A 24,803-nucleotide genomic window follows, 5' to 3' on the forward strand; every position below is an offset into this window, starting at 1 on the left:
TCGTCGGTGATCTCTCCCGCAGGCGTGGCTGTTGGACTCCCCGCCGAAGAGCACCCCCCGAGTGCGATGGCTGCGATGACCGCGACCGCTGCAACGCTGCCGCGGGTCATCGCCTTCGTTGTGATTGCCATGACGTTCCCTTCTTGTTGGTGTGGGTGGTGGAGTCAGAGCTTGACCGCACCGGTGGCAAGCCCCGCACGCCAATACCGCTGCAGGACGAGGAAGGCAATGACGAGCGGGATGATCGCGATGACGGAACCGACCATGACCATCGGGTATATTCCCTCGACGGCGGCTGCGCTGTCGGTCTGGGTCGCCCGAGCGTTGAGCTGTGCGAGGCCGACGCCGAGTGGGAATTTGTGGTCGTCGTTCAGCACGATCAGCGGAAGGAAGTAGGCGTTCCACATCGCCGTGAGTTGGAACAAGGTGATCGTGACCAGACCCGGGGACATGAGGCGGAGAGCAATGCTCGCGAAGATTCGCAGTTCGCCGGCACCGTCGACGCGCGCGGCTTCGATCAGTTCACGGGGCACCGACTGCGCAGCGAAGATGGTCATGAGATAGAGCGCGAACGGGCTCGCAACGGACGGCAGCACGACGGCGAGCGGAGTGTCCGTGAGGCCCAGCTGACTGACGAGAAGGAAGATCGGCAGAGCGAGCACGGAGCCGGGAACCATGACTGCGCCGACGATGACCGCGAAGACCACGCGCTTGCCTGGGAGATCGAAGTGAGCGAGTGCGTACCCGCCCATGGCACACAGCACCGCGGATCCCAGAGCGGACGCGACGGCATAGACCACGGTGTTGAGCAGCCACCATCCATAGACGCCGTTCTGGTAGGCGAACAGGTGCTCGATGTTCTCCCACAGTGCGAAGACGCTTCCGAAGGACAGGCCTGGCGTCGAGAACAGCTCGGACTGCGTCTTCGTGGAGGAGATGACCAGCCAGACGAGGGGGACGAGGTAGTAGCCGAGCGCCAGGATCATCACTGCGGTGAGAAGCGTGCTGGGGTGTGCGCCGCTCAGCTTCGGCATCCGTGCCCCGGCGGTCGGCGCTGTCGCACTGGGCTGAACGCCGCCCTTTGGCACCATGGTGGCAGTCACAGTCCCCTCCGCGCCCGCCGCGCAACGACGACCTGCGCAAGGAGAACAAGCAGGATGGTGGCCACGCCGAGCGTGACGGCAATGGCTGCGGAGTACTCATATCGGCTGCCTTTCACCGCGAGGTTGTACATGTACATCGCGGGCGTGTAGTCGCTGACGATCGTCGTGGGCGCCAGGCTCTGCAGAATGCTCGGCTCGGTGAACAGCTGAATTCCGCCGATCGCCGAGAAGAACGTCGCGAGGAGGATGGCGGGGACGAGCGCCGGAAGCTTGATGCTCCACGCGATCCGGAATTGGCCCGCACCGTCGATGGCGGCCGCTTCGTACAGCTCCCGAGGAATGCTCTGCAGCGCCGCATAGAAGATCAGCATGTTGTAGCCCGTGAACTGCCACACGGAGATGTTCGCCATGGCCGGAGTGATCAGCTCGGGAGAGAGCAAGTTCGGCGCCGGCAAATTTAGTGCATCGGCGGCTTGTGCGATCAGACCGAACTGGTCTCCGTACATGTATCCCCACATCAACGCGGCCACAACCGTCGGAATCGCGTAAGGGATGAAGATGCCGAGGCGGAAGACACTCGCGAACGCAAGTCGACCGCTGTCCAGAGCCATCGAGACGCCCAGAGCGAGCGCCAGGATGACTGGGATCTGAATCAGCATGAAGAGAATCACGCGGCCGAGGCCGGCATAGAGTGCGGGGTCGGTCAGCGCGGCCAGGTAGTTCGCCAAGCCTGCGAACTGCACCCCGCCGATGAACTGGCTGCGAAACAGGCTGAGTCCCACCGCGTACCCCAGCGGAAGAATCACCGTTGCCGCGAACACGACGGCGAATGGCAGGAACAAGAGCCATCCGGTCCACTTGAGCCTGCGGTGGGCTCTGCGCCGAGGCAACGGAGGGGCCAGCTGGACGGCGGTGTCCATCAGACCTCCTTTTCATCAATCTGGTAGCGCTACCAGACTTATCATACGCAGTGGATGCAGGCTGTCAAATAACAGGTTGGTATCGAGCGGAGGGCTGCATCGTTCCATCGACTGATGAAAGGAGAATGCCGGTGGCGACGTTCGACTTCACCCCATTCCTCCAGCGCGCCAGAAAGCGCGTCACGCAGTCACTCCGCGACGGTGGGTACGCGCGCACGGAAGGTGCCGACCGCGCGGATCTGTACGGGACGGCGGCGGCAATCGGCATCCTCGCCGCGACCGGCGACCGACCCGGGGGCGGGCGCGCAATGGACCTGACCGTCAGGGTTCGCGGATGGCAGGAAGCCGACGGACGCTTCAGCGACCCGACCCACGGGGATCTCCACAGAGCGGCGACGGGGGTCGCCACCCTCGCGCTGCTCGGCGATCCGCCCGAAGTGCCGGCGTTCGCGGATGATCTCCTGGACGCCGCCGTCGCCGATTCGTTCCTCGATGGGCTGGATTGGTCCCACCCGTGGCCGGCATCTCACCAGGCTGCCGGCCTCCTCGCGATCGGGGTCCTCTCGCGGGCAGACGACACCCGTCGTCGAGCGGAGTGGCTGTCGGCCTACACGTCTTGGTTGGATGACAACGTCGACCCCCAAACCGGCCTGTGGCGGGGCGGACAGATGGGCGCCCTGACGGACGACCCGGGCCTCTTCGGAAATCTCGGCTGCAGCTTCCACATCCACTTCCTGTACACGTGGCTCGGGCGCCCCTGGCCCGTCCCGAGTGGCGTCGTCGACACGGGACTCGCGCTGTATTCGGAAACCACTGCCGTGATCGGAGCGGAGCAGACCGACTGGGGCTTTCGCCAACTGGACTGGGCGTACTCCGTCGGCCGCGCCTCAAGGCACGGCCATCGGCAGGACGAGGTGCGCAGCGCTCTGGAGGACCTCGCCGGTCGCGCGGAGGAAGCCTTCAGCCGGCCCGACGCGGTCGAAGGCGACCTCCATGTCGTTCAAGCTCGCGTTGGCCTCGTCGCCGAACTCGCGCAGCACCTGCCAGGCCTTGCGGGCCGCGACCGCCTGACCTCGATCGTCGATCCCCGGCCGTTCATCTGACCGAGCGGACACGACCGCCTTGGCGCCCCCCGACCACCACCGCGACGGCGCCCAGCGCGCACGACGCGAGAAAGATGGCTGCGGGACGGGTACTCTCCACGCCGAACGCCGCGACGATCGGCGCTGCAACGGCTCCGGCGATCATCGTGACGGCGCCCAGGAGGGATGCCGCTGTCCCGGCACGGCCCCCGTGGTGCTGCAGGGCTCCGGCCTGGAGGCAGGGTGAGAGGACCCCGAAGGATGCGGTGAAGCCGAAGAGCGGCACAAGGAACGCCCACAGCGCACCGGGCGCCACCACAGCGCTCACGATGAGGGCGAGCGCCGATATCGCGACTCCGCATGCTCCGAAAGCGACGACCGGCCGCAGACCCTGGCGATTCGTCAGCCGCGCGCTGAGCTGAGCGGCGAGGATCATCACCGCACCATGTCCCCCGAAGACCACAGCGTACATACCCCCGTCTAGGCCCAACACCTCTTGGAAGAGGAATGACGACGATGCCATGTAGCCCATCATCCCGGCCCAGAGGAGAGTGTTTGCTGCGAGCGGGAAGAGGTAGTCGCGGTCGCGGAACAGCGCCTGATAGTCGCCGATGAGGTCTTGGAGAGCCGGTGGCCGGCGCCGCTCTCGAGGAAGGGTCTCGCGCCGCGCCACGGTCGCGGAGACGATCACCAGGAGCGCACCGCCGAATCCCACAAGAATCCAGAACAGACCCCGCCACGACATGACCTGCAGCAGCATCGCCCCCAGGGCCGGTGCAGTGACCACGAAAGTTCCGTTGACGAGCTGAAGCCTGGCGAGCAGCAGCACCATGCGCGGACCCGCGGCGCAGTCTCGCACGATGGCCAGCACGATGACGGAGCTCGCCGCAGATCCCACGCCCTCCACCACACGGCACGCGATCAGGATGTCAACGGACGGTGCAAGGGCGCACCCCACTGTGGCCACGGCGTACACCGCGAGCACCGCCAGCAGGGGGCGCATGCGCCCGACCCGATCCGAGAGGGGCCCGGCGGTGAGCTGCCCGACGGCCATGCCGACGAATGCTCCAGTGAGAGTGAGCGAGACGAACTGCGGCGTCGTGCGCAGGTCCTGCTCGATCGCCGGAAACGCGGGCAGGTAGAGGTCCATCGTCAGCGGCCACAGAGCCTGCACGAATCCGAGCACGACGAAGAACGCCGCGGTCGGCGCAGCCACTGCCTGAGCGGAGCTCCTGGGTTCTTCGGTCAAAGGGGCCCCGCATCAGGGGGCGGTGTGCGAACCATCGCCCTAGCAGTCGCCGCCGAAGCGCATGACATTGCTCGATTCAGGTTCAGGTGCGTGCAGATCGGGTGGACTGCCGCTGCACGAGTACCGGCTCGAACCGCACGGGCTCCAGGTCGGTTGTGCCGGCCAGTGCTGCCAAGAGCAGGTCTGCGGCGCGGCGGCCCATCTCCGCGCTCGGCTGACTCACGGAGGTGAGCGGGACGATCGCCGCAGCTGCGAAGTCGATGTCGTCGTAGCCCACGATCGCGATCTCATCCGGGACAGAGACGCCCAGCCGAATGAGGCTCTGGAGTATGCCGAGGGCGACTTCATCGTTGGCGGCGAAGATGCCGTCCGGTCGCTCGTGCGAGGGGAGGGTCGCGATGCGGTCACCCAGCTCGCGGCCGAGCCGCACGCTGAGGGTGGATGTTTCGATGATCGTGAACGCCGCGCCTGCCGCCTCCACGGTGCGCCGGCATCCGTCTCGGCGGTCGCGCATCTGCGCGACCCGGAAGGGGCCGCCGACGAACATGATGCGCCGCGCGCCGCCTTCGAGCAGATGCTCAGTCGCAAGCGAGCCGCCGAGGACGTCGTCGAGGGAGACCGACAGATGGCGCCCGGATGGATCGCTGCGGTCAACCAGGACGATCGGCACCTTCCGATTGTCGAATCGCTCCAGCGCCGACAGGTCGTCTCCGACAGGAGCGAGCAGGATGCCGTCCAGTCGTTGCCTGTCGAAGAGTTCGAGGTAGCGCTTCTCGCGGTCGTAGGAGTCGTAGCTGTTGCCGACGATCACCGAGTACCCCGCCTTCTCTGCGACCTCCTCGGCGCCGAGGACTGCCAGTGAGAAGAACGGGTTGGTGATGTTGATGACGGCCATCCCGATCGCGTCACTGCGCCCGGCACGCAACTGACGAGCAGCGACGTTCGGCACATAGCCAAGCTCATCGATGGCCTGCTGCACGCGCGTCGCCGCACTCACGGAGACCAGCTCCGGCCGGTTCAGCGCATTGGAAACCGTCGCGACAGAGACCTTCGCGAGGGCGGCCACATCTCGGATGCTGATCTCAGCCACGTCGACCGCCCACGGCCTGCAGACTCGAGAGCAGCCGTACACGCGTATCCACCTTGTGGTCGGCGGGTCCGTGCACGATGGTGACGGCCCACGGCGTTGCGCGTTGGATCAGCACGGTCTCATTCTCGAGTGACCACGACGTCCCGCCCTCGGGCACGAGGGCGATGCCCGGGCCTCGCAGGATGCCCCGATGCTCTCGCCAGACGACCGGGGAGTGGGATCGGTGCACGAGCGACCAGGAAGCCGCCGAGGCGGTCAGTTCCACTCGCGCCACCATCTGGCCATGACTGTACACATCGAGACCTGCCTCCTGCGATCGGCGAACAGATCCGGGTGCGGCTGCCAGCATGAGATAGCCGGCGACCAGACGCCATGGCGGCCTTGCGGATGAGAACACGTCGCCGAACCCCCCCAGCTCCGTGACCGCGCTGCCTTCGCTCAACCGGATCATCTCATAGTCGATCGCATCGACGCTGACCTCGCGCCAAGCAGTCCTCATGTCGTGTTTCCTCGCCGTTCGGCGGCACTGTCGATCAGCCGCCGTGCGGCCGCGCGCAGCCACGTGCGACGGGGTTCGGACTCGAAAGACTCCACGCCGTGGCCGAGCGCGTCGTACACGACTGCCCCGTGCTCCGCCGTCGCGGGGCGCCACCAGACGACGGGATGGCGCACGCCGTCCTCAGTGTGCTCCGCGACCACCACGGCGTCGTTCCCACGTTCCAGCGACGTGTAGCGCTCGTCGTAGAGCACGAAGTCGCCGTCGAAGGCGATGACGCCGTCCGGAAGCTCGTCCGCCGGCGTGGTCTGCACCAGCGCCGCGCCGATCTGCGGGTGCATCGTGACCCCCGGAACCCAGCGACCTCCCATGATGGCAGCCCAGCGGGGGTCGTCGCGGAATGCGAGGGCAGAGGAGTGCAGGGCGAGAATCGGACGCCGTGAACGATGGTGGGCAACGATGCCGTCGACTACTCCTGCAGACTCGGGGGCCGGCAGTGCGAGGTCTCCGCTCGCGTTCAGCACGAGCAGATCTGCGGCCGGCCAGGGGGCGGTGCTCGAAGTCGTGATGGCGTGAACCTCTCCAACGGCCGCGAGCACGCTCGCCACCGCCTCGGAGGTGGCGTCCAGTGCATGCCACGGGTCGGCGTGATCTCGCGCACCGGTCAGGATGAGGATCGCAGCGGAGTCAGTCATCGATCCATGTCGAGCGATTTGGGCGGAGGCTCTCGAGCTCGTCCCACAGGTCGTCCGGAATCGTGAGGTCGAGCAGTGCGAGCGTGTTCTGAAGCTGCGCGGGTGAGACCATGCCGCAGATCGTGGAGTGTATGCGGGGATCGCGGGTCGAGGTCTGCAGCGCAGCGGCGATGAGTGGAACGCCGTGCCTCGCGCAGGCCGCGCCCATGGCGTCGATCGCGTCAAGGACCGGCATGGGCGCCGGGGCGTAGTGGTAGCGATCCGAGCCCCGCGGCCAGGAAGAGAGAATCCCTCCGCCATAGACGGCCGCGTTGACGACGCCCATGCCGGCGTCTGCCGCCGCCGTGAGAAGTTCATCGGCCGTGCGGTCGACGAGGGTGAACCGATTGTGGGTGATGAGCGCGTCGAACAGCCCTGTTTCCACGAACCGTCGCAGCAGGGTCGCCGGCCCTCCGGAGATCCCCACATGATCGGCATACCCCTCGTCGCGAAGGGTCAGAAGCACCTCGACCGGCCCCCCGGCGGCCATAGCCTCGTCGAAGGGTATGTGCTCTGGATCGTGCAGGTACAGCAGCGGGACCTTGTCTACTCCGAGGCGTTCGAGACTCTCATCGAGGGATCTCCGCATGCGGTCCGAGTCGAAGGAGTTCGTCCTGGGATCGCGATCGAGCTTCGTCTGCAGCACCACGTCGTCGGGCAACGGCCGCCCCGCCAGCGCGGAGCCGATCCGCCGCTCGCTCTCGCCGTCGCCGTAGTTGTTGGAGGTGTCGATGAAGTTGAGGGGTGAGTCGAGCATCGCGAGAACCGTGGCCACGGCATCCTCTTCTGGCACCACCAGTCCGTGCACCGGCGAAGCAGTCCCCCACGCCGCGGTGCCCACGCAGACCGGCGAGACGTTTAGCCCGGTACGCCCCAAGGGGACGCGACCGGTGGCGGTCGATACGCGTGTCATTCGAACGAGTCCCCCCCACGGAAGCGGTCGATGAGCACCGCGACCAGGAGGATGACCGCGACGATGAGGTCCAGGTAGTCGGGGTCGAAGAACTGGATGTTCAGGATGTTCGTGATGCCTGCCACGACGAGAAGGCCGAAGAGCCCGCCGATGGGATTGCCCACCCCGCCCCGGGTGATGGAATAGCCGCCGATCATGAGCGCGGCATAGATCTGGAACTCGAGCCCTGTGCCGAGGACGTTGGAGGCCGAGCCGAGCTGGCCGACGTACAGGATGCCTCCGATCGCCGCGCCGACGCTGCTGGCCACGAGCGCCAGCATCCGCACCCGCCCAACCGAGATTCCCGCGCGCGCGGCGGCCCGCGGGTCGCCTCCGACTGCCTGGACCTTCCGCCCGGACCGCGTCTTCGAAACGAACCCTGCGGCGACGAGGGTGAGGCCGATGCCGATGAGCAGCAGTGCCGGGATGCCGAGCACGGCGCCCTGCGTGAGGTTGTAGAGCGGATCGACGATGGTGGAAGGCGGCGCGTTGACGACGATCACCTGGCACAGCCCGCGCAGCAGGGTCAGCATGCCGAGGGTGACGGCGAGCGGCTCGGCACCGAAGCGGACAATGACGACGGCGTTGACAAGGCCGACAACGACACCGACGACGATGGTGATCCCCGCGACGAGCCAGGCGTTGAGACCGGTGGCGACGAGCTGATTGAAGATGACGGCCGCGAATCCGACCATCGACCCGATGGACAGATCGACGACACCGGCCAGCAGCGCGAACGATGCCATGATCGCGACGATCAACGGGATCGCGACGCTGACTCCCACGATCTGGATATTGGAGCGCGCCAGGAACGAAGGTCCGGCCCAGATCAGTCCGATGAGGATCGTCGCACCCAGCGTGATCCCGATGCTGCCGATCGGCCCCTTCACGGAGTCCAGGACTCGAGTCCGCCGCGACGGTGGCGCCTCGTCGAACAGCGTCGGCGCGATCGCGGTCATCGTGCGCTCCTCTTCTGGCGGAATCCGTCGATGCCGACGGCGAAGATCAAGATGGCACCCTGGAATACCAGTGCCCAGGCGGGGGCCAGCCCGAAGAAGGCGATGGAAGCCGGGATCGTGGCGAGGAAGCCGACGCTGAGAAGGAGAAGAAGAAGGTTCCCCTTGCCGCCGGACAGGCTGACTCCGGCAAGGATGACCGCAGCGATGACAATGAGCTGGAATCCGGCACCGGCGGCGGGTGTGAAGCTCGGGTTGACGGCGCTGAACAGCACACCCGCCACCCCGGCGATCGCGCCCGCACCGATGAAGGTGAGGAACCGCGTGCGGGGAAGCGATATGCCGCGCGCCTTGGCCGCCTGTGCGTTTCCTCCGACCGCCTTGAGCCTGCGACCCCAGCGGGTGTAGGTGAGTGCGATCCCGGTCACGACGATGATCACCACCATGGGCCAGAAGATGTTGGGGAGTCCGAGGAAGCGGCCCAGCCCGAACTGGCGCAGGCCGCTGTCGAACGGGATCTGCGCCGACGAGAAGAGCAGGAGGAGGACCGCCAGGCCACCGAAGCCGGTGGCGAGTGTCACGATGATCGGGTTCAGCTTGCCGAACACGACGATGAGGGCATTGACACCGCCCCAAGCGGCCCCGGCGACGATACCCAGGACCACAGCGAGCGGGGTCGGCCCACCGGCATTCAGCACCGTGACCGTCGTCCATGCACTGAAGATCAGCGCGACGGGCAGGCTCAGGTCGAGCAGCCCGCCGCTGATCACGACGAGCGACTGCGAGACGGCGAGGATGCCGGCGATGGATGCCGTGAAGGTGACCGCGAGGAGCGTCTGGTAAGAGAGGAAGTCGGGTCGTACCAAGGTGGTGGCGACGATGAGCAGCAGCCAAACCCCGGTGATGGTGAGTGCATCCCGAATCGTGGTGCCCGTCGGGGCCTCAGAGCGGCGCGGACGCCGGCTCTGACGCCCCGACGAGGTCGGTGCGGTCGAGGAGATGAGGGAGCTGGTCATGATCTCACTGACATGTCTCTTTCGACCGCGGGCCGAGGGTCAGGCGTTGCAGTACAGGTCGTATTCGGTCGTTCCCTCGGGGGCGTCGGCGAGGCCGGCGACCCGATCGTCGATGTTCGGGATCTGCGCTGCCTCCTCGGCGCTGACCGGGCACGGAGTGACGCTGACCGCGGCGTCGTCACCGGTGTCCTTCACTTCAGGGGCGTTGCCTGCCGCGATCTGGTCGGCGATCTCAAATGCGAAGGCCGGGTAGCCCTCGAGGAAGTACATGACGCTGCCGACGAGGTTGGGGTCGACGTTGGCGCCGGTGATGAGTCCGCCGTCCTGTCCCCAGCCCATGATGGATCCGTCGCGACCGAGCTGCGTTGCCGCCTGGAGTGCGCCGACGACCGCCTGGTCGTTGATCCCGACGACGAGGATGTTCTTCGCGTCGGGGTGGGCGGCGAGCACGCCGGGTGCATTCGCAAGCGACGTCGTCAGGTTGCCGTCGGCCTCGTAAGAGACGTAGGCGTCCTCGGCGATGTCGGGGCAGGTCTCCTTGACTGCGTCGCGTGCGTTGCCGGTGCGCCACGTGTTGATCTGGCCGGCGGAGGTGCCCTCTGCGGAGATGACGAGGTCGACGTCGCAGTTCCACTTCTCCTTCGCAAGCTCGCCCAGCCGCGTGCCGCCCTGGGTGCCGGCAGCTGCGTTGTCGACGCCGACGAAGTACCAGCCCTCCTGCGCGATGTCGAAGGTGATCACGGGGATATCGGCTTCGGCGTACTTCTTCGCGATCACGGGGTTGGCGGATGGCTGCCCATTGAACATCATGACGACGTCGACGCCCTGCTGAATGAACAGGTCGGCGTTCTTGGTCGCGGTTTCCTCGCTGTTGTCGTTGCTCAGCTCGACGAACTCCCAGCCCCGCTGCTCAGCCAGGCTTTTGGCGACGTCGCCTTGCAGCTCCTGCCAGTCGGCGTCGGGCTGCCCGCCCACGGCGAAGCCGACGGTGAACGTGTCGTCGTCGCCGGCGGCTGACGAGCCGGTGTCGCCGACGGTGCTGCAGCCGACGAGAGCGAGCGCGGCCGCCGCGACCGTCAGGATGCTCGTGCCGAGGCGGGTACGTGCGGTGAGGTGCTTCATTGCAGTGTCTCCTTGGTTGTGGGTGGTGGGCGGAGTGAGCTGTACGCGACCGCGACGGAAGCCTCCGGGCGGCGATGACGGTCAGTGAACGGTGGACGCGGTGTCTTCCGGCGTATCTATGTCGGCCGGGATCGCGCCGGTGATGAGCCCGACGATGGTCTCGGGGGTCACGTCCGCGACGTTGCGCGTGGCCACGGATCTGCCGAGTCGCATGACCGTGAAGCGATCGGCGACGGTGACGAGCTGCTGCATGTTGTGGCTGACGAGGATGACGCTCACCCCGTGGTCGCGCAGGCGCGAGATCAACTCGAGCACCTGTTTTGATTCGCGGACGCCGAGAGCCGCGGTCGGCTCGTCGAGGATGACGATTCGGCGACCCCAGATCAGCGCGCGGGCGATCGCAAGGCACTGCCGCTGGCCGCCCGACATCCCCTTGACCGACACGTTCACGGACTGAATGCCGACCTGGAGCTCCTTGAGCACCTCCCGAGCACGAGTGCGCATAGCCCGGTCGTTGACGACGTCGAGCATGCGGAGGATCACGTTCTGGGAAACGACCTCGCGGCCGAGGTAGATGTTCTGCACGGCCGACATCGTGTCAACGAGCGCGAGGTCCTGATAGACGGTTTCGATTCCGGCCTGCAGCGCGTCGGAGGGGCGGCGAAAACTCACCGGCTCGCCGTCGACGTAGAGCGTACCGGCGTCGGGAACCACAGCTCCAGAGAGCACCTTCAACAGCGTGGACTTGCCTGCTCCGTTGTCGCCCACCAGGCCCATGACCTCGCCGCGGCGCAGAGTCAGTGAGGCTCCGGCCAGCGCCACCACCGCCCCGTAACGGCGTGTGATGTTCTCCGCCTTGAGGGCGATGCCGGAATCAGCCGCGACCTGGGCTTGCCTCATGACAACTCCATCGTTGTGGTTGAAACGTTTTATCTAAAACGTTTAAATGGGAGTAAAGCACAGAGCAGTGGGGGCCTGCAACCATGAGAAGGTGGATCCTTCAAGGGCCCTCACACTTGGGCTAGATGACGTAGTCGTGTGTCAGTCGTGGGGATTGAGAGATCTGGCCCTGAGATCGGCAACGTCATCGCGATCCCCTATCGGCCGGCGCGCAAGCAGAATGAAGGCCGCCGCGGCGAGTGACACCGAGACAGTCGTGACGACGCCGAGCGGAAGAATGCTGAGCGCTCCCGCGACCCCGACCAGTGGCGCTGCGACTGCGCCGAAGCCGAACCGAACCGTTCCGAGCAGAGACGAAGCGGTGCCGGCGATCTGTGGGTACTCGACGAGCGCGAGTGTGGTGGCAGGGGGTGAGGTGATCGCCACTCCGCTGGCGATGAGGAACAACGACGTGAGGACAACCCAGAGCGGCATAGCAACGACCCCGGCAGCCAGCATCCCAAGCGCACCCGCGCAAGCGACGATGATGCCAAGCACAAGGGTGCCGCGAACGCTCCACTTCTCGGCGCTCCGCCCGGCGAGGTAGCCGGATGCCATGAATCCGGCCGAATTGACTCCGAACGCGAGCGCGTAACCGAGCGGCGATAGCCCGTAGATGTCCTGCAGGACGAAGCTCGACCCCGAGATATAAGCGAAGAGTGCGCTGTACATGAAGCCAAGGCAGAGCACCGCCCCGAGAAACACCCGATCGGAAATCAGGAGGCGGAAGTCGCCCATCGTTCGCCGGAACCCGCCGCGGATGCGCTGCTCGACACGGAGCGTCTCGCGGAAAACCAGCAGGGTGGCGATCAGGATGCCGGCACCCATCGCGGCGAGGAAGACGAACAGCCCGCGCCAGTCCGTGAGCGTCGTAAGCACTCCCCCGATCAGCGGCCCTACTACAGCTGCGAACCCGCCCATGACGGTCAGTCGACCGTAGAAGCGAATCAGCGCACCGTTGCTGTAGATGTCCCGACCGGCGGCCTGGGCGATGACCACCCCGATGCTTCCGGCGAGGCCCTGGGCGAATCGCGCCACGATGAGCATCTCGATTGTGGGGCTGACCGCGCACAGCCCCGAGGTGAGGATGTACGCGACGATGCCGACGAGCAGGATGCCGCGACGACCGAAGCGGTCCGACAAGGGACCGGCCACCAACTGCCCTCCGGCGAGCCCGATCAGGCAGGCCGTCACGGTCAGTTGCGCGACCGAGGTCGCTGCCCCGAGATCGGCGGCGAGCGCCGGCAGCGCAGGGAGGTACAGGTCCATGGAGATCGGACCGAAGACCGTCAGCAGGAGCAGGAGTACCGGCAGCACCCGGCCGAAGCCGGGACGCGCGAGTGACGTATCGTGCATGATCCCGGCCGGCCGAGCGACCTCAGGCCGGGAGAAGATCCACCTGGATGCTCCGAGGAGCGCGGAAGACCCAGCCGGTGACGGGAGTCACAGCCGCCTTGTCTCGCGTGATGTCCTTCGTACCGGCAAGCAGCTCTTCGTACATGATGCGCTCCACGTGGCGACCGAAGAAGTGCCCAGCGCAGAAATGCTCGCCGCCCCCGAAAGCCTGGTGATTCTTCTCGTTGCGTTCGATGTCGAATCTGTTCGGCTGATCGAAGTGCGACTCATCGCGGTTGGCCGACGCGATAATCGCCTCGACGACATGCCCCTGGGGGATGCTGACGCCTCGGAATTCGGTGTCCTGCGCCGGCTGTCGGCCTGTGGTCCCAATGGGCGCGATCCATCGAAGGCCTTCGAGAACGGCGTTCGGAATCCGACTCGCCGGATCCTCGCGCACCAGTCCCCACTGATCCGCTTCGAAGAGCCCCAACGCAGTGGAGGATGCCGCGTGGCCAGGCTCCTGCATGCCGCCAAGGAGGATGATCTTCACTGTCGAGAGGATGTGATCCTTGTCGCGCGGGGTTCCGCCCTCGCGGTTGGCCCAGAGCATGTGCGAAAGCATGGACTCGTCGGGCGTGCGGGACAGCTGCTCGAGCACGGGCAGAAGGACATCGTCGATCTCCCTTGCGGCGGCGTCGGAGATGTCGTAGATCGCGGGATCCTGCATCACGTTCGCGGCACCCTGCGCGAGCATCTTGAACCAGCGGACGAGCGTCTCGCTATCGACGTACGGGTCAAGGCCCATCACGTGGCGCAGGGCCTCGACACTGACAGGCTCGAAGTATTCGGTGACGAGATCGGCGCTTCCTCGGGCCGCCAATTCTTTGACGTGGCCCCGCGCGATCGGCCGAATGGCGTCTTCGATGATTTTGGTGATCGGCCGCGGCTGCAGCTTCTTGTCGACGCCTGCCCGGAGGTCATCGTGGATGGCTCCGCCCACGAGCGTGATCACCGGGTCGCCCAGAGTCCGTCGGAGAGACTTCTGCGATGAAGCCGAAACCCAGCTTTCCTTGTTCGCCAGCACTTCGGCGACATCGTCGAAGCGGGTCACCCAGTACAGGTGCAGCTGCGGCAGATAGGCCACGGGAGCGTCTTTGCGCAGCTGTTCGTAGATCGGATAGGGGTCGAGAAACAGCTGCTGGGGAGTGATGGAATCCAAAAAGCTCTGCACCGCGCTCATGTTCGTCTCCTTCGACGGATCTTGTGAAAAGGTATTAGATACTGTTCGTGTCGTTTCGAATCAATTTATCGACTTTGCGCCTCTGACGCAATGGGGCGACATTCGGTGCAGGTCAGGAACCGGCGAGTGCCCGAGAAGAGCGAAGCAAGTCCCGCAATGACACCGACGGGTCGCCCAGATCAGCTGCGTCAACAGGAATACGCGCATCGATGATGCGACGGGCCGCTCGCACGGTCTGGCTGTCATCGATTGAGACCGCGCCAACGAGCAGCCCGCCGTCGAGGTGGAACGCCACGTGCGCGGAGCGGAGGATGGTGACTCCGCTCCCCGTCATGCGGCCAACGCCTTCGACGTGAACGTGATATCGATCGGACCACCACCACGGCGAACTGCGCGTGGCAGGGTCTTTTCCTACGAGTACGGCCGCGAGCTCTTCAGCATCATGCTGCGCTGCTTCCCAGTGCTCCTCGCGCCGTCGAAGGACGCCGTCGCTGCCTAGGACTCTTGCGACGTCACCGATCGCGTAGAAGCCGTCGCCTGCGGAGTGTCGCTCGTCGACCACCACGCCGCCGTCGACGGTCAGGCCCGCGGACTCGGCCAGCTCCGTATTGGGAACGATTCCTGCCCCGACAACGACGGCGTCGACCGACACGCGCGATCCGTCATCCAGGAGCGCCGTGTACTCGCCATCGCGTTCGGCAACTTCGAGAATCGATCCCACGCGAACGTCGACACCGTGCTCACCGTGCATCTCATGCAGCCGCCGCGCGACGGATTCGCCCGCGGCGGGAACCAGCGGCACCTCGACGGGGTCGATGAGCGTCACGTGGACTCCCAGCGCACGCAGTGATGACGTYAGCTCGGCGCCGATGAGCCCGGCTCCCACAACGAGTATCCGGCCGCCTGGTCTTGCGGCGGTCTTGATGCGCTGGGCATCCGAGAAGGTTCTCAGCATGTGGACGATGGGAGCATCGTTGCCTCGAAACGGCAGCATTCTCGGGCGTCCGCCGGTCGCGAGCACCACAGCGTCCCCGCGCACCACTGTGCCGTCATCAAGCATGACGCCCTTGTCGAGCGAGACCACCGCGCGACCGCACATGACATCGACCCGCTGTGCCCGAAGCTGCTGTGGCGTGCTGAACTCGAGCTCGGCGAGCGTGGCGTCGCTCACGAATGCCGCCTTCGTGAGGGGCGGACGATCGTAGAGCGCAGGCTCTTGCTCGATCACGGTGATGCGCCCAGTGAACTCATGGCGGCGCAGGGCGTCGGCCAACGTGTAACCCGCCAGGCCACCGCCGACGATGACGACGGACTGCGGTATGCCGGTCATGACAGTGCGAGCCGTTCCACGTTCGGCACGATGAGGATGGAGTCGCCCTCCACTTCGACAACGTGCGCCGCGACGTTCTCCGTGGCGGGGGCGGAGAGGACCTTGCCGTCGCGAAGGCAGAAGCGACCGGTGTGCACCGGGCACTCCACGACGCCGCGCTCGATCCAACCGTCCGCGAGCGATGCGAGCTCATGGGAACACGTGTTGTCGAGGGCGAAATATTCGCCGGCGTCATGGAAGAGGGCGATGTCGTCGACGGTCCCGGTGACTGCCTTGGAGACGACGATGGCTTCCCCGTCGGGGACGTCGCCGACCTGCGCCACCTGAATCCTTGTTGCCACGAGATGCTCCTTTGCGTCTTGCGATATCTATCTATCCGAAACGTATCGTACACTAAATTACGACGGCATCGGAGATCTCCTTCATTCGACCGAGATCGGGCTCTTGCTGATGAGAGGAAGTGCTCCCATGACAGCAGCGCTGAAGGCAGATGATGCCGTGGTCGTGGCCTACCGGAGGACCGCGTTCGGTCGAGCGCGAAAGGGCTCCTTCGCCGACGAGAGACCAGAGGACCTCGCGCTAGCCGCAGTGCGTGGAGTGCTGGCCGACGTGCCGGCACTGGATCCCTCGACCATCGATGACTTCTACCTCGGCACGGCGATCCCCGAGGGCGCCCAGGGCGACAACGTCGCCCGTCGCGTGGCCGTCTACGCGGGCTACGACAGCCTCCCGGCAGCCACCATCAACCGTTTCTGCGCCTCCTCATTGCAGGCGACGGCCAGCGCAGCCCGCGCGATTCGCGCCGGCGACGGGAGTGTCTTCCTCGTGGGCGGCATGGAGTCTACCTCGAGCACTCCCCCGGCACCGACGAACATCTACCCCGGCTCTGAGACCGCGGCGGCGCGCGTCGATGCCCTCTTCACGTCTGACAATCAGTGGTCCGACCCTCGGGAACACGGACTCTCTCCCGACGTCTATGTCGCGATGGGCAAGACGGCCGAGCTTGTCGCCCGACTCACCGGAACCTCGCGGCGTGACCAGGACGAATGGGCTCTCCAGTCCCAGGTGCGCGCCGCAGCCGCCATCGACTCGGGCTACTTCGCCCGCGAGATCGTGCCGTACACCCGCCGCGACGGCAGCATCATCGCCACCGACGACGGGCCTCGAATCGGCACGACAATCGAGGACCTCGCCGCGCTCAGACCTGCCTTTCGCGAGGGCGGCACCGTGACCGCAGGCAACGCGAGCCCCCTCAACGACGGCGCCTCGGCGGCGGTGCTCATGAGCGCAGCGCGCGCGGACGAGCTCGGTCTGACGCCGCTCGCCCGCATCCTCGGATCGACGGCGAGCGCCGTGTCGCCCGAGATCATGGGACTGGGTCCGGTCGGGGCGACGCAGAAGCTGCTCGACCGCCTGGGACTCACGATCGCAGACATCGACATCATCGAGCTCAACGAGGCCTTCGCCGCCCAAGTGGTGCCGGTGGTGCGGCAACTCGGGGCTGATCCGGACCGGGTGAATGTTCACGGCGGTGCGATCGCGATCGGTCACCCATTTGGTGCGACCGGCGTCCGGCTGGTCGGCACGCTGATAAACGCCCTACAGGAGCGCGATGGCCGCCTGGGCCTTGCGACGCTGTGCGTCGGCGGCGGTCAGGGGATGGCCCTCGTCCTCGAGCGGGTGAAGTGACGTTGGGGACCGTCGACCCGTTCATCCTGACGCTGACTTCCGACGAGCCGGTCCTGGACTGGTTCGGTCTCACCATCCAAGAGGCACACGACGGCATCGCCGTCGTGACGCTGACCGTTTCCGCCGAACATCTGAATGGCAACCGCATGACGCATGGCGGAGTTGTCTTCGCGGTCGCCGACCAAGCCTTTGCCATGGCGGCGAACACAGTGCTGCCCTACGCCGCGACAGTGGATGCCAGCATCCAGTACCTGTCCTCCACTACTGCGGGCGACAACCTCACYGCAACCGCCCGCACGTCATACCGTGACTCGCGACGCGCCGTCGTCGACGTAGACGTGACGGTGGACGGACGCACGATCGCGCTGTTCCGTGGGACCGCCCGCGCCGTCCGGCGCGCTTGAACAACGGTCCGGTCCCACCGAGAGACCGGACCGCGAGAGCGCCTAGCTAGGCCCGCGTGCGGCCCTTCACGAACTCGCTGTCCGGAAGGTCTGTGACAGGCAGGCCGGAGGCTGCGAGGGCCTGACGCGCCTGCTTCATGAGGCGATCGGGGATGCGCGGTGCGGGTGCGCGCAGCGCTCCTCCGTTGAAACCCGCGAGCCATTCCTGGTACTTCCACCCGGTGCGGTTGATGACCGTCGTTCCGACCGATGAGCCAGTGAGGATTGCCGTGTTCGCCGCGCGCGCGGGCGCGACCTGCCACCACAGCTTCATCGCGTCCTCCCACTTCCCGTTACGGGCGAGTTCGAACGCGCGGGGAAAGTAGTCGCTCATCCAGTTGGAGTTGCTGGTGCCGGAGAACTGGAAGTCGAGCACGGACATGAGCGGGATCGTCTCACCTTCGATCGGGCAGGAGATGATGACTTCGTCGCGGAAGTGGTGGTACATCTCGAGGATCCCGCCGATGGTGGGGTAGCCCTGCTCGGCCTTGACTGCGACGATGTTCGGGATCTGGTCCAGCACCTCGCGGACGAAGGTCACCGGCATCCCGGCGTTGTCGATTCGCTCGAAGCCCCACGCGGGGAGACCGAACAGCATCACCCCGAGATCGGTCGAGTTCGACAGCTGCTTTGTGTAGTCGAACACCTCGTCGAGGGAGGTCGGCCAGAACGCGGTCGGATACGACAGCAGCACGCTGTCGACCCCCTCCTTCTCCGCCAGCGACAACGCGCGGATGTTCTCCTCGAGCGTGTTGAATGCGGCATGGAAGAACAGCTGGAAGTCCGCTCCGCCTGCTTCACGGGCGACTGCCGTCACCCGCGCATTCTCCTCTGGTGTGATGTTCACCTCGGTGACGAGCAACGTTCCCGCGTAGCCGAGCTCCTTGAGCTTGAGGATGTCGTGGCGGATCGCATTCTCGTTGACTTTCGAGAAGTCCGGCGAGAACGAGGGCAGCGTCACTGCGATTGTGCCCTTCCAGTGCTGCTTCGCCCACTCGCGTGCTTGGGTCTTGGTGTAGTCGACCATGGGATTCCTTCTCCTCACTTGCGGGTTGTCACAATGCCGGCAGGCAGCTCCGTGCCGATACCGCGCTCGCGCGCGAGATCGACAAGTGCCTCGGCGACGACGATGTCCTGCAGTCCGGCGCCGGTGGACTTGTAGATGCGGATACCGTGCTCGAGGTCAACAGCCCGCTCACCGAGCAGCACGGCGTTGAGCGATGCGGTCACCGCCTCGACATCGATGCCGGCGGCGCGCGCGGCAATCATGTCTCCGCTTCCGTGCAGGACCTCCTCCACCCCGTCTGCGACGATCAGCGCCGCTCGCGCGATGAGCTCAGCGGGAAGCTCGCGCTGAGTCGGGGTCGTCGAACCGATAGACACTACCGTCGCATCGTCGCCCACCCATTCCGCCCGAAGGGTGGGCGCCTCGTCCCGGGATCGGGCGGCACACAGCACCAAGTCGGCACCCCGAACGGCCTGCTCGGCTGAGTCGACGGGAATTACCGGGACCCCGAGGCTCTGCGAGAAGGACTCCGCGAAGGCCTCGCGGTTCTCGGGAGTGGGGCTGAACACCGCGACGGAGGCGAAACGTGTCACCAGGGAGAGGGCGGCGGTGTGCGATCGCGCTTCGAAGCCCGACCCGATTACACCGACCCGCAGCGGCCGCTTCGGAGCGATCGCTTGTGCGCCCACCGCGCTCGTTGCTGCGGTGCGCAGACCGGTGACGCGGTTACCGTCCACGAGGGCCACCAGGTCGGCCGTCTCCTTGTCGAAAAGCGAGATCAGATAGCTGACCGAGAGGCCGTCCGCGAACGACCCATTGATCGACTTCACCCCGAAGAGCCGGCCGGTGGTGGGCACCGACGGCATGACGCGCATCCACTCTCGGGTGCTGTCGGCGAAGATCCTGCCCGGATTGCGTCGGACATCCACTGGCGCGGAATACGCGGCGCGGATAGCTGCGATAGCGCTCGGGAGGTCCGATAGCTGCGCGACGTCCTCATCGGTGAGGAACAGGGCCGGGCGTGCAGGCGGTCGGGGTTCCGTGCTCACGTGGGTCACTCCTTCGTGATTGTTCTCACCGGTGCATGGGCTGGCCATTCTGCACGGTACGTTTCGTATCTATTGTGACTATACTCCTGAGCGAAGCGCATTTCGACGAGGGGATGAAGAATTGACTATCGCGACCGTGAACCCGGCGACCGGCAGGGTGGAGATCCTCATCGATGCGCACTCCCCGAAAGAGGTTGAGCAGCGCATCACCGAGGCGGCGGAGGCGGGGAAACGCCTTCGCGAGACGAGCATCGCGCAGCGCGCCGAATGGATGCGGGCAGCGGCCGCCATCCTCGACGGCGATGCGGAGGGCCTCGGAGAGCTCATCACGATCGAGATGGGAAAGCCGATCGCCCAGTCGGTCGCCGAGGTGCGCAAGTGCGCGAAGGCCATGCGCTTCTACGCAGACAACAGCGAGGAATTTCTCGCAGATCTCCCACTCGATGACCCCACCAGCGTCAACGCGTCACGCGCGTGGACTCGATATGAGCCGCTCGGCGTAATCCTCGCGGTCATGCCTTGGAACTATCCGCTCTGGCAGGTGATCCGCTTTGCCGCGCCCGCACTCATGGCCGGCAACACGGGGCTTCTCAAGCACGCCTCGAATGTGCCGCAATCGGCGCTCTTCCTTGACACGCTCTTCGAGCGTGGCGGCTTCCCGCAGGGGTCCTTCCGCGCACTCCTCATCGGTGGCGCGGAGGTCGGCGCGGTGATTGCCGACCCCAGGGTGAAGGCCGTCACTCTCACTGGCTCGGAACCGGCGGGACGCTCGGTTGCGGCGATCGCCGGCGATCACGTCAAGAAGGCGGTCCTCGAGCTCGGTGGCTCAGACCCGTTCATCGTGCTCCCCTCCGCGAACGTGGCCGCCGCCGCCGCGACCGCGGTCCGTGCGCGCATCAACAACAACGGGCAGTCGTGCATCGCGGGCAAGCGCTTCATCATCCACGATGAGGTGTACGACGAATTCGCTGCGGAGTTCACCCGCCTCATGGCGTCTCTCATGGTTGGCGACCCTCTGGATCCTGCCACGGAGATCGGTCCGGTCGCCACCGAGTCTGGACGTGACGACCTGATCGATCTCGTGGAGGACGCGCGGGCCAAAGGCGCCAGCATCCTCACCGGCGGGACCATCCCGGATCGCCCGGGCTGGTATTACGCCCCCACCGTGATCGCGGACCTCCCTGAGGACGCTCGACTCATTCAAGAGGAGACCTTCGGCCCGGTCGCGTCCCTCTATCGCGCGAAAGACAATGACGATGCGCTCCGGATCGCGAACCAGACCACTTTCGGGCTGTCCAGTGCTGTCTGGACCAATGACCTCGACGAGGAGGCCTGGTTCATCGAAAACCTGGACGCGGGTGCCGTCTTCATCAACGGGATGACTGTGTCGTACCAGGAACTGCCGTTCGGTGGAATCAAGCGCTCCGGTTTCGGCCGGGAGCTCGCTGCCGTCGGTCAGCGCGAGTTCTGCAACCTGAAGACAGTGTGGAAGGCATAGCCTGACTGCAATAGATCCGAGCATCGAGGTCGTGCGCAGGAGGGGAGCGGCCGGGCGCCATGGCGGCGAACGATTACAACCTGCTGCAACCGTTGCGTGCGCTGCTGGAAGAGCGGAGTGTGACGCGAGCGGCGGCCCGAATGCACGTTTCGCAACCGACGATGTCGACGCTGCTTGCGCGACTGCGCACTCACTATGGCGACGTCCTACTTGTCCGCCGCGGAAACCAGCACGTCCTGACCCCGCTCGGTGACCGATTGCTCGCGGCGCTCCCGCAGGTGATCGTGGAAGCGGACGAAATCTTTCGATGGCAGTCGCGCTTCGACCCAGTCACGAGCACTCGCTCGTTCTCGCTCGCKGGCGTGGACTATGCCGTCGCCCGTATCGCTCCCGCTCTGACGCGGATCGTCGAGCGCGAGGCACCCAACGTGCGATTCGAATTCCCGATAGTGGACGCGCGGCTCGTCAACGGCCTGCCGGACTCCCTGCGGGCGATCGATGCGGTGATCCTCCCCCACGGTTATGTCGTCGATCTACCTCACATCGACCTCCCATCTGAGCGCTGGGTATGTCTGGTGGATGGCGCGTCCGGCATTCCGGGAGAGCCCACGAAGGACGAACTACTCACGAGGCCCTGGGTTCAGAACTTGGCAGCGCGCGAAGGAATGAATCCGGCGCGAACGCAACTGCAATTCCGCGGCATCGACATCTCGGTCGCGGCCGTGACGTCCCATTTTTTCGTCATGCCGTCGCTTATCGTCGGCACGGACCGGGTCGCGCTCGTACCCGAGGGTATGGCCCGGCTGGCACTCGCGATGCAGCCTCGTCTGCGCGTGGTCATCCCACCGCTTGAGCTTGAGCCGATTCATGACGCCTTCTGGTGGCTCCCCGACCGGGAGCACGACGCGGAGCACATTTGGCTCCGCCAGGTGCTTACCCGCGCCGCAGGCGAGGTTATCTGAAATCCCAATAAAGGTTATGGCAAACCTGCCATTCCCTTATGGGACTCGTGCCGCGATGCTCGTGATGAGGCAAGTATCGGATTGATTCGATACGAAACGTTTTGCACACGAAGGAGTGTCTGTGAATATCGATGTCGATGTGGTGGTGATCGGCGGTGGCCCGGTCGGATCCACTGCCCTGGCGCTGTGCGGTCGAGCGGGGCTACGCGCGATCGGGTTCGAGAAGGATGCCGAGATGTGGCCGACAGCGCGGGCTGTCCACTTCGACGGCGAGACGATGCGCACCCTGCAGGGCCTCGGCATCGCGTCCCAGTTCTGGGACATTGTCATTCCGATGAAGGACATTGAAATCGTCAACGAGGCCGGCCAGGTCCTCGTGCACGCGCCGTCAGGTGGTGTGGGCGAACAGGGTTGGCCCGAGCACATCAGCTTCCACCAGCCCGACATTGAGCACCTCATCCGCGAGGTGATCGCCGACACCCCCGGCATCGAGTTGCGATGCGCGGAGCGAGTGACCGCCGTCTCGAGCGTCGACGGAGGCGTGGCGGTCACCTCGGTCGATGCCCGAGGTGTCGCGTCCACGACACACGCACGCTGGGCGATCGTCGCCGACGGTGGACGCTCCGAGACCCGGCATGCGCTCGGCATCGAGACCGAAAAGTACGGCGACGACGCTCAGTGGCTTGTCGTCGACGGCCAGCTCGTCGGTGCTCCCGGTTACGAAGCCGACATGGTGCAGTTCGGTCGCTACACCCGCCCGGCCCTTTGGCTCCGACTGCCCGGCGATCGGGTGCGTATGGAGTTCATGCTGATGCCCGACGATGACCCTCAGGAGATCGTCACCCCGGCGGCTGTTGAGCGGATCAGCCGCGGCGCCCTGCCCGCCGACAAGTTCACTCCCGACCGGCAGGCGATCTACACATTCCGCGGTCGCATCGCCCGGCAGTGGCGAAGCGGCAGCATCTTTCTCGCCGGAGACGCCGCTCACCAGGCCCCTCCCCTTTTCGGCCAGGGCCTCTGCGCGGGCATCCGCGACGTCGCGAACCTCGTCTGGAAGCTTGATCTCGTTCGTCGAGGCATCGCTGATGAGGCGCTTCTCGACACCTACGAGAGTGAGCGCAAGCCGCACGCGACCTTCTGGGTCGAGACGGCCGCGAACCAGGCGGTGTTCATCCAGACCACGGACCCGGCAGTCGCGGCGGGCCGAGACGCGTACATCGCGGCAAATCCTGGCGCGTCAGCTTTGCCACCGCCCCCGTCACTCGGGCCCGGCCTGCACGAGGGGGGCGACGGCACACGTGCCGGATACCTGGGACCGCAGCCGATCCTCTCCGACGGAACCCGACTGGACGACATGGTCGGACCCCACTTCCTTGTCGCCACAGAGCGCTCCCTTTACGACGCGCTGGCCCCTGCGACCAAAGCCGTGCTCGACGACGACGGTGACACTGTGACCCTGCTCGACCCCGCCAAGATCGACCAGCTGATCCAGACTGTCGGCGCCAAAGGGATCGTGCTGCGTCCCGACCACTACATCCTCGGTGTCGCAGACAGCGCATCCGATCTAGAACGACTGATCCACAGCATCCCCTCAATCGCGCATCTCGCAACCGCCCCCGCTGAATCGCGTTAGGAGAACACCATGTCATTCAGCCCGATCACCCACATCCGCCACTTCGACATCGCGGTACCCGATTTCGACAAGCAGATCGAGTTCTACAAGAACCACTGGGGCCTCACTGTGCAGCACGACGACGGCGACGTCGTCTACTTCGCCGCCGAAGGCTCACCGGAGCAGTATGTGACTCGAGTACGCCGCTCTGCCGACAAACGCCTCGACCTGGTCGCGTTTGGTGCAGCAGACCGAGAGTCCGTTGACGCTCTTGCGACCAACCTCGCGAGCACTGGTGTGAAGCTCATCTTCGAGCCGACCGACCTCCAGACGCTCGGCGGCGGCTACGGGTTCCGCTTCTTCGATCTTGAAGGGCGAACCATCGAGGTCTCCACGGACGTCGAGCTACGCAAGCACCGCAAGATCGAGGTGCGAGAGTCGATTCCGGTGCGCCTCTCGCATGTCGTCCTCAACTCACCAGAACCCGAGAAGATGATGGCCTGGTACGAGCGGAACCTGGGCTTCCGCCTTTCCGACACTCTGAACCATCCGCACGTCGGCGACCTGTTCTACTTCCTGCGATGCAATTCGCAGCACCACTCGATGGCCATCGCGCGAGGCCCGCACGCCTCGTTGCAGCACGCCTCCTTCGAGCTTCGCGGGATCGACGAGTACATGTACGGCAGCGGCCGGATCATCCGAGCCGGCTATCGCAAGATCTGGGGTCCCGGGCGTCACCGCGCCGGCGACAACACCTTCACCTACTTCGTCGACCCCAACGGCAACACGATGGAGTACACCACTGAGCTCGCAACCCTCGATGAGGACAGCTGGCACCCGAGCATCTTCGACGTGCAGGAGCCCGAGACCTCTGACCAGTGGGGCACCGGAGGCGACATGAACGAGTTCATCACGAAGGAAATGTTCAACGACCCCGACAACGCGAGCCTCTTCGTCGCGCCCCCCGTCTGAGTGGA

24 protein-coding genes are annotated in these 24,803 nt (G+C 65.6%); 7 read left to right on the forward strand and 17 right to left on the reverse strand.

The genetic code is table 11. The features are described 5' to 3' along the window. Window positions 1-164: 164 nt before the first annotated feature. On the reverse strand, window positions 165-1,103 hold the full coding sequence (locus ACXJ3V_RS15095) for a carbohydrate ABC transporter permease (protein ID WP_457101151.1): 939 nt from the start codon (window positions 1,101-1,103) through the stop codon (window positions 165-167). Further along, window positions 1,100-2,023, reverse strand: a complete 924-nt coding sequence (locus tag ACXJ3V_RS15100) for a carbohydrate ABC transporter permease (RefSeq protein ID WP_457101152.1) — start codon at window positions 2,021-2,023, stop codon at window positions 1,100-1,102. Before ACXJ3V_RS15100 ends, ACXJ3V_RS15095 begins: the two co-directional genes overlap by 4 nt. Window positions 2,024-2,154: 131 nt before the next feature. On the opposite strand from ACXJ3V_RS15100, the gene ACXJ3V_RS15105 reads away from it, so the two are divergent. Further along, the gene (locus ACXJ3V_RS15105; protein WP_457101153.1) at window positions 2,155-3,126 is read left to right on the forward strand and encodes a hypothetical protein; all 972 of its coding nucleotides are present in this window, start codon (window positions 2,155-2,157) and stop codon (window positions 3,124-3,126) included. Here ACXJ3V_RS15105 and ACXJ3V_RS15110 read toward each other — a convergent pair. The 13 genes from ACXJ3V_RS15110 to ACXJ3V_RS15170 all read right to left on the reverse strand — a co-directional run bounded on the left by ACXJ3V_RS15110 (window position 3,119) and on the right by ACXJ3V_RS15170 (window position 15,908). Further along, window positions 3,119-4,321 carry a multidrug effflux MFS transporter gene (locus tag ACXJ3V_RS15110; protein WP_457101154.1) on the reverse strand — a complete coding sequence of 401 codons (1,203 nt, stop codon included), beginning with the start codon at window positions 4,319-4,321 and terminating at the stop codon, window positions 3,119-3,121. The two genes, ACXJ3V_RS15105 and ACXJ3V_RS15110, sit on opposite strands and share 8 nt — an antisense overlap. 115 nt (window positions 4,322-4,436) lie before the next feature. Further along, on the reverse strand, window positions 4,437-5,444 hold the full coding sequence (locus ACXJ3V_RS15115) for a LacI family DNA-binding transcriptional regulator (RefSeq protein WP_457101155.1): 1,008 nt from the start codon (window positions 5,442-5,444) through the stop codon (window positions 4,437-4,439). Further along, entirely contained in the window at window positions 5,437-5,943 is a 507-nt protein-coding gene (locus tag ACXJ3V_RS15120) for a hypothetical protein (protein WP_457101156.1), read from the reverse strand. The genes ACXJ3V_RS15115 and ACXJ3V_RS15120 overlap by 8 nt, the downstream gene beginning before the upstream one ends. Beyond that, entirely contained in the window at window positions 5,940-6,635 is a 696-nt protein-coding gene (locus tag ACXJ3V_RS15125; protein ID WP_457101157.1) for a ThuA domain-containing protein, read from the reverse strand. The genes ACXJ3V_RS15120 and ACXJ3V_RS15125 overlap by 4 nt, the downstream gene beginning before the upstream one ends. Continuing rightward, window positions 6,628-7,587, reverse strand: coding sequence for an aldo/keto reductase (locus ACXJ3V_RS15130; protein ID WP_457101158.1), 960 nt, complete (start codon window positions 7,585-7,587; stop codon window positions 6,628-6,630). Before ACXJ3V_RS15130 ends, ACXJ3V_RS15125 begins: the two co-directional genes overlap by 8 nt. After that, window positions 7,584-8,585 carry an ABC transporter permease gene (locus ACXJ3V_RS15135; RefSeq protein WP_457101159.1) on the reverse strand — a complete coding sequence of 334 codons (1,002 nt, stop codon included), beginning with the start codon at window positions 8,583-8,585 and terminating at the stop codon, window positions 7,584-7,586. Before ACXJ3V_RS15135 ends, ACXJ3V_RS15130 begins: the two co-directional genes overlap by 4 nt. Further along, window positions 8,582-9,598, reverse strand: a complete 1,017-nt coding sequence (locus ACXJ3V_RS15140; protein WP_457101160.1) for an ABC transporter permease — start codon at window positions 9,596-9,598, stop codon at window positions 8,582-8,584. Before ACXJ3V_RS15140 ends, ACXJ3V_RS15135 begins: the two co-directional genes overlap by 4 nt. A gap of 39 nt (window positions 9,599-9,637) precedes the next feature. Next, window positions 9,638-10,720: a sugar ABC transporter substrate-binding protein gene (locus ACXJ3V_RS15145; protein WP_457101161.1), complete on the reverse strand. Its 1,083-nt coding sequence runs from the start codon at window positions 10,718-10,720 to the stop codon at window positions 9,638-9,640. A gap of 81 nt (window positions 10,721-10,801) precedes the next feature. Beyond that, window positions 10,802-11,620, reverse strand: coding sequence for an ATP-binding cassette domain-containing protein (locus ACXJ3V_RS15150; RefSeq protein WP_457101162.1), 819 nt, complete (start codon window positions 11,618-11,620; stop codon window positions 10,802-10,804). A gap of 141 nt (window positions 11,621-11,761) precedes the next feature. Further along, the gene (locus tag ACXJ3V_RS15155; protein WP_457101163.1) at window positions 11,762-13,015 is read right to left on the reverse strand and encodes a multidrug effflux MFS transporter; all 1,254 of its coding nucleotides are present in this window, start codon (window positions 13,013-13,015) and stop codon (window positions 11,762-11,764) included. Between the two features lie 22 nt (window positions 13,016-13,037). Beyond that, the gene (locus ACXJ3V_RS15160; RefSeq protein ID WP_457101164.1) at window positions 13,038-14,237 is read right to left on the reverse strand and encodes a cytochrome P450; all 1,200 of its coding nucleotides are present in this window, start codon (window positions 14,235-14,237) and stop codon (window positions 13,038-13,040) included. Window positions 14,238-14,349: 112 nt separating this feature from the next. After that, window positions 14,350-15,567, reverse strand: a complete 1,218-nt coding sequence (locus tag ACXJ3V_RS15165; protein WP_457101165.1) for an NAD(P)/FAD-dependent oxidoreductase — start codon at window positions 15,565-15,567, stop codon at window positions 14,350-14,352. Continuing rightward, complete coding sequence (locus tag ACXJ3V_RS15170) at window positions 15,564-15,908, reverse strand: non-heme iron oxygenase ferredoxin subunit (protein ID WP_457101166.1); 345 nt, start codon at window positions 15,906-15,908, stop codon at window positions 15,564-15,566. Before ACXJ3V_RS15170 ends, ACXJ3V_RS15165 begins: the two co-directional genes overlap by 4 nt. Before the next feature lie 127 nt (window positions 15,909-16,035). Between ACXJ3V_RS15170 and ACXJ3V_RS15175 the strand changes: the two genes are divergently transcribed. Together ACXJ3V_RS15175 and ACXJ3V_RS15180 are read left to right on the forward strand one after the other, a co-directional pair. Next, a complete protein-coding gene (locus ACXJ3V_RS15175; protein WP_457101167.1) occupies window positions 16,036-17,256 on the forward strand; it encodes an acetyl-CoA C-acyltransferase in 1,221 nt (406 codons plus the stop codon). Then, window positions 17,253-17,660: a PaaI family thioesterase gene (locus tag ACXJ3V_RS15180; protein ID WP_457101168.1), complete on the forward strand. Its 408-nt coding sequence runs from the start codon at window positions 17,253-17,255 to the stop codon at window positions 17,658-17,660. Before ACXJ3V_RS15175 ends, ACXJ3V_RS15180 begins: the two co-directional genes overlap by 4 nt. A 46-nt stretch (window positions 17,661-17,706) precedes the next feature. Here ACXJ3V_RS15180 and ACXJ3V_RS15185 read toward each other — a convergent pair whose 3' ends face one another. Continuing rightward, on the reverse strand, window positions 17,707-18,726 hold the full coding sequence (locus tag ACXJ3V_RS15185) for a dihydrodipicolinate synthase family protein (RefSeq protein ID WP_457101169.1): 1,020 nt from the start codon (window positions 18,724-18,726) through the stop codon (window positions 17,707-17,709). Window positions 18,727-18,740: 14 nt separating this feature from the next. Continuing rightward, window positions 18,741-19,754: an ornithine cyclodeaminase family protein gene (locus ACXJ3V_RS15190; protein WP_457101170.1), complete on the reverse strand. Its 1,014-nt coding sequence runs from the start codon at window positions 19,752-19,754 to the stop codon at window positions 18,741-18,743. Between the two features lie 121 nt (window positions 19,755-19,875). Between ACXJ3V_RS15190 and ACXJ3V_RS15195 the strand changes: the two genes are divergently transcribed. The 4 genes from ACXJ3V_RS15195 (at window position 19,876) to ACXJ3V_RS15210 (ending at window position 24,798) form a co-directional block, all read left to right on the forward strand. Next, window positions 19,876-21,252, forward strand: a complete 1,377-nt coding sequence (locus ACXJ3V_RS15195; RefSeq protein ID WP_457101171.1) for an aldehyde dehydrogenase family protein — start codon at window positions 19,876-19,878, stop codon at window positions 21,250-21,252. A gap of 59 nt (window positions 21,253-21,311) precedes the next feature. Continuing rightward, entirely contained in the window at window positions 21,312-22,214 is a 903-nt protein-coding gene (locus ACXJ3V_RS15200) for a LysR family transcriptional regulator (protein ID WP_457101172.1), read from the forward strand. A 121-nt stretch (window positions 22,215-22,335) separates the two neighbouring features. Further along, window positions 22,336-23,847 (forward strand): bifunctional 3-(3-hydroxy-phenyl)propionate/3-hydroxycinnamic acid hydroxylase, encoded by a 1,512-nt coding sequence (locus tag ACXJ3V_RS15205; protein WP_457101173.1) that lies wholly within the window; start codon window positions 22,336-22,338, stop codon window positions 23,845-23,847. Between the two features lie 9 nt (window positions 23,848-23,856). After that, on the forward strand, window positions 23,857-24,798 hold the full coding sequence (locus tag ACXJ3V_RS15210; RefSeq protein ID WP_457101174.1) for a VOC family protein: 942 nt from the start codon (window positions 23,857-23,859) through the stop codon (window positions 24,796-24,798). The last annotated feature ends 5 nt before the right edge of the window (window positions 24,799-24,803 follow it).

It is taken from the genome of Microbacterium sp. P5_E9 (assembly GCF_054049175.1).